General features: G+C 34.1%; 11 protein-coding genes and 1 tRNA gene. 2 read left to right on the top strand and 10 right to left on the bottom strand.

Going from position 1 to position 9,617, the window contains the following annotated elements; genetic code table 11:
* Window positions 1–204 precede the first annotated feature (204 nt).
* Window positions 205–1,134, bottom strand: coding sequence for a 4-hydroxy-3-methylbut-2-enyl diphosphate reductase (gene ispH, locus OZD62_RS00895; protein WP_010963148.1), 930 nt, complete (start codon window positions 1,132–1,134; stop codon window positions 205–207).
* 20 nt (window positions 1,135–1,154) lie between these two features.
* Between ispH and OZD62_RS00890 the strand changes: the two genes are divergently transcribed.
* A complete protein-coding gene (locus OZD62_RS00890; RefSeq protein ID WP_275019239.1) occupies window positions 1,155–2,702 on the top strand; it encodes a peptidoglycan D,D-transpeptidase FtsI family protein in 1,548 nt (515 codons plus the stop codon).
* A gap of 2 nt (window positions 2,703–2,704) precedes the next feature.
* On the opposite strand, the gene OZD62_RS00885 is transcribed toward OZD62_RS00890, so the two are convergent.
* Together OZD62_RS00885 and elbB are read right to left on the bottom strand one after the other, a co-directional pair.
* On the bottom strand, window positions 2,705–3,013 hold the full coding sequence (locus OZD62_RS00885) for a hypothetical protein (RefSeq protein WP_010081942.1): 309 nt from the start codon (window positions 3,011–3,013) through the stop codon (window positions 2,705–2,707).
* Window positions 3,014–3,188: 175 nt separating this feature from the next.
* The gene (gene elbB, locus OZD62_RS00880) at window positions 3,189–3,914 is read right to left on the bottom strand and encodes an isoprenoid biosynthesis glyoxalase ElbB (protein ID WP_006279595.1); all 726 of its coding nucleotides are present in this window, start codon (window positions 3,912–3,914) and stop codon (window positions 3,189–3,191) included.
* Between the two features lie 118 nt (window positions 3,915–4,032).
* On the opposite strand from elbB, the gene OZD62_RS00875 reads away from it, so the two are divergent.
* Complete coding sequence (locus tag OZD62_RS00875) at window positions 4,033–5,067, top strand: hypothetical protein (RefSeq protein ID WP_070357017.1); 1,035 nt, start codon at window positions 4,033–4,035, stop codon at window positions 5,065–5,067.
* A gap of 36 nt (window positions 5,068–5,103) precedes the next feature.
* On the opposite strand, the gene OZD62_RS00870 is transcribed toward OZD62_RS00875, so the two are convergent.
* The 7 genes from OZD62_RS00870 to OZD62_RS00840 all read right to left on the bottom strand — a co-directional run.
* Complete coding sequence (locus OZD62_RS00870) at window positions 5,104–5,655, bottom strand: 5-formyltetrahydrofolate cyclo-ligase (RefSeq protein ID WP_010963143.1); 552 nt, start codon at window positions 5,653–5,655, stop codon at window positions 5,104–5,106.
* The gene (locus OZD62_RS00865) at window positions 5,639–6,259 is read right to left on the bottom strand and encodes a ferredoxin reductase domain-containing protein (protein ID WP_006279429.1); all 621 of its coding nucleotides are present in this window, start codon (window positions 6,257–6,259) and stop codon (window positions 5,639–5,641) included. Before OZD62_RS00865 ends, OZD62_RS00870 begins: the two co-directional genes overlap by 17 nt.
* Window positions 6,260–6,356: 97 nt before the next feature.
* Window positions 6,357–7,502, bottom strand: coding sequence for a SurA N-terminal domain-containing protein (locus OZD62_RS00860; protein ID WP_275019238.1), 1,146 nt, complete (start codon window positions 7,500–7,502; stop codon window positions 6,357–6,359).
* A gap of 176 nt (window positions 7,503–7,678) precedes the next feature.
* Window positions 7,679–7,769 (bottom strand) — tRNA-Ser (locus OZD62_RS00855).
* A gap of 202 nt (window positions 7,770–7,971) precedes the next feature.
* Window positions 7,972–8,124, bottom strand: coding sequence for a hypothetical protein (locus OZD62_RS00850; RefSeq protein WP_275019237.1), 153 nt, complete (start codon window positions 8,122–8,124; stop codon window positions 7,972–7,974).
* A gap of 44 nt (window positions 8,125–8,168) precedes the next feature.
* Window positions 8,169–8,675, bottom strand: coding sequence for an inorganic diphosphatase (gene ppa / locus OZD62_RS00845; RefSeq protein WP_275019236.1), 507 nt, complete (start codon window positions 8,673–8,675; stop codon window positions 8,169–8,171).
* 59 nt (window positions 8,676–8,734) lie between these two features.
* The coding region (locus OZD62_RS00840; RefSeq protein WP_275019235.1) for a WD1261 family protein at window positions 8,735–9,617 on the bottom strand (883 nt) is incomplete at its 5' end.

The raw sequence follows: 9,617 nt of genomic DNA, 5'->3' as shown, positions 1-9,617 counted from the left end.
GCAGATTGGCGAAAGCAAATACAATAGCTTCAGTTTCATGATAAGAGGGCTGGCGGAGTTTGTCAAGCAAGTTTTTTCGTTTCTATTCCCAATAAAAGTTTGTTATATGGTTATGCAAGAAGTCTAATGAATCGCGGTATGACGTCTTAGCTATAGATGCTGGTTTGTGTGATTTCAAGAGAAGTTTAGTAGATAAGTTGTGTTTTAAACCAGATTCGGTATTTTAAACTGAACATTTTCAGTAATACCACCTGGCATAACTGAAATTTTTACACTCAGGTTTACTTTTAGGTAGTCTATTAATTCATCAACTAATATGTCAGGAGCGGAAGCACCTGCGGTGATTCCTATCTTTTCTACGCCCTGAAACCAGCTTTTATTCACACAGCTGTAATTATCAATCAAGTAGGCTCTTTTTCCTCTGGCAGTGCACAGATCTAATAAGCGGTTTGAATTTGAGCTATTTTTACTTCCTACAACTAATACCATGTCTACAATTTCAGCTAGCTTTTTAACAGCATTTTGTCTGTTTTGCGTTGCATAGCATATGTCCTTTAAATCTGGACCTGTTATGCCTGGAAACCTTAATTTCAAGGCAGCAATAATGTCACGGGTATCGTCGATGCTTAACGTAGTTTGTGTAACATAAGACAAATTATCTGGATCTTTAACCTTTAAATCATATACATCCTGCAAAGTTTGCACTAAAGTGATAGGATTGTTTACTCTTCCCCTAATTCCCTTAACTTCTGGATGGTTTTCATGCCCAATGAGAATTAATTCTTTACCACTGTTTTCATACCTTTTTGCTTCTTTATGCACTTTGTTGACTAAAGGACATGTTGCATCAATCACTTGAATACCCTTTCTTTTTGCCTCATCTTCTATATTTTTTGATACTCCGTGCGCGCTGAAGATCAGTATTCCTTCATTATCTTCAATTTCCTCGATACTGCTTACAAAAACCACTCCTTGTTTCTTAAAGTCCTCTACTATATATTTATTGTGAACAATTTCGTGTAGCACATAAACTTGGCGCTCGTTTTTGTATTTTTCTAAAGTAATAGCTAATATGTCCACAGCTCTTTTTACCCCGGCACAAAAACCTCGTGGTTCAGCTAAGATGATTTCCATTTTTGTCAAATCAAGTAAATATGCAAGCATTACTTAAAAATAAGCTCCGCTCACTGTGTTTTATAGTACCATTATTTATATTTTATATAATAATTATTTTTCGCATATTCTCTTTAACATTTGATCAACTTACTACTTCAGAAAATTTTAGAAAAGATAATATAGTACATAAACAACCTGATATTTTAGATAGAAATGGAGTGGTAATAGCAACAAATGTGCCCACAACATCACTATATATAGATGCAACCAAAGTAAAGAATCCGGAAAGTATAGCAGCACAACTGTGTTCTACTTTGCATGACCTCGAATACAAGAACTTATATAGAGTACTTACTTCAGAAAAGAAATTTGCTTGGATAAAGCGGCACTTGACTCCAAAAGAATTACTAGCGATCAAAAACGCTGGTGTACCAGGAGTAAATTTTGATGACGACATAAAGCGTATATATCCTCACAGTAATTTATTTTCACACGTGCTTGGTTACACTGACATAGATGGCAATGGTATTGCAGGAGTTGAGGTGTATATAAGTAAAAACAATGAGCAAGAAAAGCCCATAATACTATCCTTAGATACACGAGTGCAAAGCATAGTGCATGAAGAGCTAACTAAAGCTGTAAGCAGATATCAGGCACTTGGCGGAGTAGGAATTGTTTTAAATGTGAGAAATAGTGAAGTTATCTCGATGGTCAGCCTACCTGATTTTAATCCCAACTTACAGAATAAGGCAGAAGACGTACAAAAGTTTAATCGCGCCAGTCTTGGGGTATATGAGATGGGGTCGGTATTAAAATACTTTACAATAGCCGCAGCGCTTGATGCGAACGCTACAAAAACTAGCGATTTATATGACGTATCAACACCAATCACCATCGGAAAGTATAAAATTCAGGATTTTCATAAATCTAAAATTCCAAAAATTACTGTGCAAGATATATTTGTAAAATCATCCAACATTGGTGCAGCAAAAATTGCAGTCAAACTAGGTATTGAAAAACAGGTAGAATACTTTAAAGCTATGAAGCTATTTTCTCCTTTGAAAATAGAAATACCAGAAAAATCCACACCGATAATCCCGGATAAATGGAGTGAAACCACTTTAATAACAGCATCTTATGGTTATGGCATAGCTGTAACTCCTATACATCTTGCACAAACTGCAGCAGCATTAATCAACAATGGGATATTTCATAACGCAACCTTGATGTTGAATAAAAGAAGTATAGGAGAGCAAATTATCTCAAGAAGAACTTCCAGGGAAATGAGAAAATTATTACGTGCAGCAGTAACAGATGGCACTGGCAGAAAAGCAAAAATAAAGGCATATTCAATAGGAGGAAAAACTGGATCGGCGGAAAAAGTTGTAGATGGTAAATATAGCAAAGATGCAAACATAGCATCATTTATAGGAGTGCTAACTATGCTTGACCCAAGGTACATAGTGCTAATTGCTATTGATGAGCCTCAAGGGATGCACCATACCGGGGGAATAATTGCTGCGCCTATAGTAAAGAACATTATAAATAGAATAGCGCCTATACTAAATGTTACACCTGAGATGTAAAATTATGATTGCTTTACTACAACTTCAAATTTATCATCACCAAAATCCTTATTAATATACCAAGAACCATCATCTTTAGTTACAAATTCAAGACCTTTAAGGTCTTTTTTTATTGTCTTTCCATTTTGACCATCAATAGCGATATTAATATCGAATGTAATAATGTCTAGATTTATCATAGCTTCTTTCCCGCTGCACGAATTTAGACTGAACTTGCCTAACATGACATCATTAAAACTCACTTCCCCTGTATAGACATCACACTGACCGTCCACACAACACGTAGTTTCAATATAGAAAAGATCTGACATACAAAATACCTTAAAAAAAAGAACTAAACATATATGGCCACTACACCACACCGCTAACAAGTAGTAAAGCGTCGATAAACCTAAGTTACTTTAGCTACGTAGCCATAATACAGCTAGAAATGTAAAATTCAACAGTTAATTGTGTGATTAATAGAGAAGTCTTATTTAGTACACCTTATAGGAATGGCTGTTTAGTTTTTTTGTTAATCTTTTTTACCATGCTGTCAATCATATGCTTTATCCCTTGATATACAGAGTATGTACTTTCGTCGCTACGCATATAAGCAGAACAGGAAAATACATTATGTTCTTCGTCTTCTATTGATAACTCTGTATCGCATTTTATGTGCTCGCCGCCAAGCCTTTCTATCAACTGTTCTCTGTCATCTCCTATAGTTACCTTAACCTTACTTTCTTCTTTACCTATCTTGCTACTTAAAATTGAAACAATGATGGCTGGAGATATGCATATCGCTCCTATTGGCTTTTTTGTAACAAAAAATTCTGAAACTAATCTTTCAAATTCAGGCATTACTGTCACCATGTCTTTACTTTCAGCTAAGTCAGATAAATTTTTCGCAACCCCGTATCCACCAGGTACAACTAGCATGTCAAAATTTTCAGCTTTGGCTTCTTTTAAGTCATATATTTCGCCTCTTGCGATTCTTGCTGCTTCCACAAGTACATTCCTTTTTTCTTTTGTTGCCTCTTTTGTTCTATGATTCATAACTTGTGTGATATTGATATCAGGTGCAAAGCATTTAACATCCACTTCCTGCTGATCAAGTACAAGCAAACTTAAAACCGCTTCTCTTACCTCTGCACCGTCAAGGTGACCACACCCTGATAAGACCACAGCAGCTTTTAATTTTTTTTCACCCATAAAGTACCTTGATTTCATATAATCTAGATATTTTAATACAAATTCTATATTTGGAAAGGGGTATGTTATATCAATTATAATATAATTAATGATTAGTATGTATAATTAGGCATATTTATAATCAACGAAGCTGAATATGGAATCTAGCAATAGTATGTTTTTTGACACTGACTATCCAGAACTAAGAAAAGCTATTTCAGATATAATAGAAAGTATTGCACAATCCTCACAAGAGGGGAAAAAAGAGTTATTTACAACCCTATCAGAACAAGTTAAAGGGATGAACCTCAAAGATTTAGGTTTAGCGATTAATGACCAAGGCTTGCAAAAGGAGGTCAACAAAGAATTATTTATAAAATTCATTGAAGAAGCGCTTGAAGGTTTAACTTCTGAAAATGTTGACTCAAAAATAATAGAAGAGGCGTTAAAATCTGTTAATCAGCAAGCAATAAGTAATGTTATAAATAATAATAAAGGTCCACTGGACAATCTAGTCAATTATTTTAAATCAGCATCTGCAAATAAAAAAATTGGAATAGCTTCTGCCGTAATGGTATTAGGAGCAGCATTTTCTCCACTTATTGTGCTTGCTACATTAATAGCACTTGTAGGTATTGGAGCACGTTATGCAGGAATAGGTATAGTAAAGGCAGGGGAAAAAATAAAAGAAGGTGCGATTGATGCAGGAAAAGCAGTGAAAAGTTTATCTAAAAATTTAGGGGATAAATTGCCTGAGGTTGGGCCAAAAAAAGATAACTTTAGTAAATTATACAACAGTTTGGCTCAAGAGATTATAGGCTATAATATGTCCGAAGAAGGTGAAAAAATAAAAAACGCCCAGAGTAAAGCAAAGGTCATAGGCATGCTTCAAAATGAAGGGCAGCGATCTGCTATACAAGAGTTAGTAAAGAATGGAACTATTCAAAATTTTTCAGAAGATGACATGAAAAAGCTTAGAGAAAAAGGTACTAGTACTTATGAAAGTGATAAGGAAGCACTTGAGGAACTTATGGAGAAATTTCAATCTAAAATTATGGCCATTGGTGAGGGTAAAATAGAGGAGGTAGAAAAAATGGTTAATGATAAAGTTAACCAAATGAAGTCACCAGTTCCTCAATTAGATAGTCCAAGTTCTGAACAAGCGAGTACAGGAGAAACCAAAACCCTCTGATGGCTTGGAGAGGGAGGGAATGGAAAAGGTAGAGATCTATTCTTTTTTATCCACTTTTTTGAGCAATCCACTTCCACATCTAACACACATCTCAGTGATTATAATATCCAATTTTTGATCATGTTTTTCTACAGGTAAATCTTTACAATATTGTTTCTCATAGGCTACACCTATAAATATTTTTCCAAGTGGCCGCAGTTTTTCTATCATTGTATCATACCAACCACCGCCAAAACCCAATCTATTAAAATGATCATCAAAAGCAATAACAGGAGTAATGATTGTGTCGGGAATTACGTCTTCATTTGTTTTGTTCCATTCCTCAAATTTTAGTAACTTATTTTTATTAGGAATTGCTACTTTATAATCTAAATCGAGTAAACTATGCATCAAAGGCACAACATCTATTTCCTCATCCATTGGAATGTAAGCTGCTATTGTTTTGCCTTTAACGTAGCTTAAGTTCTGATTAAAGAGATTAATAAGGGAATTTGCCGCATAACTGGAATAACTTTCATCAATATCTTTTCTTATAGCTCTATATTGCTCTCTTATTTCCTTTTTGTGCTGTTTAATATCTTTGAACATGATCTATCCATTTTGCAGTAAGTTTTTCTTGTAAACTATTTTGCTTCAAGCGCTCACTTAAAAAGTCAAAGTCAACACACCCCATATCCTGGTCTTGATTACTGCAACTATAAACAAAACTCCTTTCTCCTGTTTTCGCATTTATATGTTGCTGCACACACTGAGCGCAGATTTCTTTCATCATACACTGCATAGGAGAATTAACTGATGATATCGCTATGTGGCCTGATTTCAGATATGGCTTTAAAATTGTTTTTCTAGCTTCATTCACAGCTTTCATCATTTTGTCAGAACCAATAGTGATAATTTTATCTATAACGTTCAAATTAATACCTAATCTTCCTTGTTGATAAGAGACTATTGCATCAACTATATTACCATGAAAGGATTTATCTTGATCTCTGCTTGTTTCTATCAATCCTTCTTCACATGCCCAAACTACTGCATTTGATGCACGCTCTATCAGTGCTCGTTTAAATACATCACTTAACTTCTTATAGCCAGCAAAGTACAAAACCTTGTTATTATTTTCAAGACATGCCTTCCCTATCGAAAATAACACTGCATTTCCAACTCCACCACCAATTAGCATTATATTCTTCATGTGCTATTTTAACTGCATTTGTTCAAATTTTTTGAAATTTTATAGAACAAAGTAATTTATATAGTTCTATACACAAAGACAAGAACACTCTCTGACTTCAACTATACCGATAACTGATAGCTGCATTTTTACGCATATCATCTAATAACAAGTTGCTTTGTATCATAATCTTTTGTTGGTACATTTTATGTTTGATTGCTTCTATACCCGCTACATTACTCTTGATATCACACAACATCATCAACTTTGCAGTGCCATTTTCTCTCAATTCTACTATTTCATTCACACTTGTTTTACTAAATAAAATCTGTAAATCAGGATTTAAATCTCGCATTTTTATTTCAAATTCTTTTGCGTTTGGCAGCTTAAAATTATCTGCCAATTTATCAAAATTTAAACAACTGACCTTTTGCTCCTTGAGATTATCTAATAAACTTTCTGAACCTTCAACCACAATCTGTTTTAATTTTAAAGTGCTTTCCAGCAGTGCATGATTAAGTTGTACTTTATCTATTACTTTTATAACGGAGTAACCTTCACTGAAACTAAATGGACCTGCTATGTCGCTGGTTTCTAATCCTTCTAAAACGCTCTTGAGTTTTCCTTTTAGCTGACTTAAATTAACTGTTGCTTTACGCATCTTTATTGGAGATTCTGGGTTATCACTGTTGCGTAATTTTTTTACTAAATCTTCAGCTATACCATAAACGTCCTTGTCTTTTTGATCAGGAATTATAAACTCTTGGAACGTGATAAGATAATCCGGCTTTTCTGTTTGCCTTTTTACATCATCTACTTCTTTATCGCTTATATTAATAAATGGCACAATTCTTACTTCAATAATTTTGCTCCACAGTAACTGACATTTTATTTGTTTTCTTAAAATACCAAGATCTATATTATGCTTCTCTATGTATTGATCAACTTCATTAGCCTTAAGTTTAAAACTTTGGGTTAAAAATAACATAATAGCATTATCTAACTCCTCGTTGCTCAATTTTATATTCAGCCTCTGTGCTTCATTGATAATGATAATTTCGTCTATTAGCTCCCTAAGCACTTGAGGCTTTGCTTCTTTTTGATTAACACTTTGAGTGCCAAACAATGAATTTATAAAGTTGATGCGTTTTTCGATATCTAAATTTGAAATTGGTTCACCATTTACATCTGCAACAATTTCAATCTCGGTTGCAAGCAACCTAAGTGGCAACACTATCAACAGTAAAATTAGTATTTTATACATACAAGTAAAGTTAATAACCAATTCTATAATAAATACTGAGTCAATGCTAGCCAACTTTTTAATAGTGATCTCAGTGACAATGGAAATAAAAACCATTGCAACAAAATCAGGTACGCTGGTAAATAGGCTAAAAACATGCTAATATAGCGAATTTAAACCGTGCTAAAAACAGTATACGGAAGGAGAGGGATTCGAACCCTCGATACGACTTTTGGGTCGTATAACGGTTTAGCAAACCGCCGCCTTCAGCCGCTCGGCCACCCTTCCAAATTTAGAACCTAAAGATTATATAATACCAAGACCTCTACCACCTGTCTAATGCTTTTAATTGCAATATTTGTATCTGTTCAGATGCATGGCTAATGCTGAAACAAAAATTCCAGTGCTCCCTTTCTTGTCATCCCAGTGCCCAGACACTGGGATCCAGGATTTTGATTAGCACTAAGTTGGTGAGCATATAAGTGTTATGTTAAAATATAACGTTTTTACGGAAAGTCTGGATCCCAGTGTCACGCACTAGAATGACATCGTTTACTATGTGCCATATTGCAATGTTCGTACAGTTGTGCGCGGTATAGATTCCGCTAACAAGTAGCGGAATGACGAATTTGTTGTTTTTCAAATTGTGGGCAAACCTAAGCCACTTTAGCTATAAATCAATAAAAACTAATTTCTGCTTTTTTCAATGATTTTCTTTGCTTCTTCCACACCAACCCATTCTCCAACTGCTACCGTTTTTCCCTTTTCCAGATCTTTATAATGAGAAAAGAAATGAGTAATTTTATCTAGTAGGCTTTTAGATAAGCCAGAATAGTCCTTTATATTGTCATAATAGCTATCAACACTGGAAACAGGCACTGCTAATATTTTCTCATCTTCTCCTTTTTCATCTTTAGTGAGTAATGCGCCTATTGGACGCACCGATATTAAAACACTAGATGCTAAGGGAAATTGAGTTAGCACCAAAACATCCACAGGATCACCATCACCTGCGCAGGTATTTGGTACAAACCCATAATTGCAAGGATAAGTCATTGAGGTAGATAAAAATCTGTCAACTTGTAACAACCTAAACTCTTTATTAAATTCATACTTTACAGGCTCAGCATTCGCACTTATTTCAATTACCACATTCACCGCATTTGGTCCTGCTGTTATTTTACTTAAATCCATAAATTACCTCTTAACTTAAGAATAAGCATTATACAATATATGCTTTTAAGTTGCTACATTTATGTAATTCTAAACTTATTTTGCACGGGCTGTCCTAAATTTTCATTCGTCATCTTATTGACTGTTGAAAGTGGTGGTTCCTGTGATAATTGAAATAAAGCATATACTATTACGATAGTAAGCACTGCAGCAATTACTAGATTAGCAAAATTATCCTGTGGTAGGACACCTTTTATTGGATTAAATAATTTTTGCTCCATAAAGAAATAATCAGCAACATATAACCCAACAGATAATACAAACATACCTAAAATAAGTTTACAGACTGTGTTTTTATGGTCTTTTTCTTTTTTCTTGCTGGTGATAGGATTTGGCCTACATTCATTCTCTTCTTGCAGCACTGAGTAGTATATATTATCAGGGCTCGTTATTAATTGTTCAAATTCATCACTATTTTGGTTTTTTAACAGTTGCTCTAGGGTGTTTTTTGTATTTATAGGATATATTAATCCATCCATTTTCAATGCTTTCTCTTGCCGATCCACATTCTCATGGTCGATTGTATATTTATCTCTACTTGATAATCCGATCATGTGTAGTTTGCCAGCTAAGAACATTATATAGCTCTCTATTAACTGATTCTCACATATCTCTAATACTTCTCTTTTTACTGTTTTGTTAGATGACGAAAGTTCTTTATAGTGACCACCCAAAGAAAAGAACAATGCTATATCTTTATCTGCTTTTATGTCATGAATGGAATAATAGCTGCTGATAACGCACTTATTTAATGCAAATTCTCTGTCATATTTGTTTAATGTATTTCCTTCACTTAGTAACTTTCTAAGACCAATGAGTACTTTATTTTCAAAATCTTCTTCTGTTTTAAATATTGGTTCTCTCTTTGGATTTGCTAAGATGTTAAGTAAATCTAATTTTCTT

It is taken from the genome of Wolbachia endosymbiont of Drosophila seguyi (assembly GCF_028981765.1).
Lineage (GTDB): Bacteria > Pseudomonadota > Alphaproteobacteria > Rickettsiales > Anaplasmataceae > Wolbachia > Wolbachia pipientis.
The sequence above is the reverse complement of the archived record's forward strand: the minus strand, read 5'-3'. Positions and strand labels throughout refer to the sequence as shown.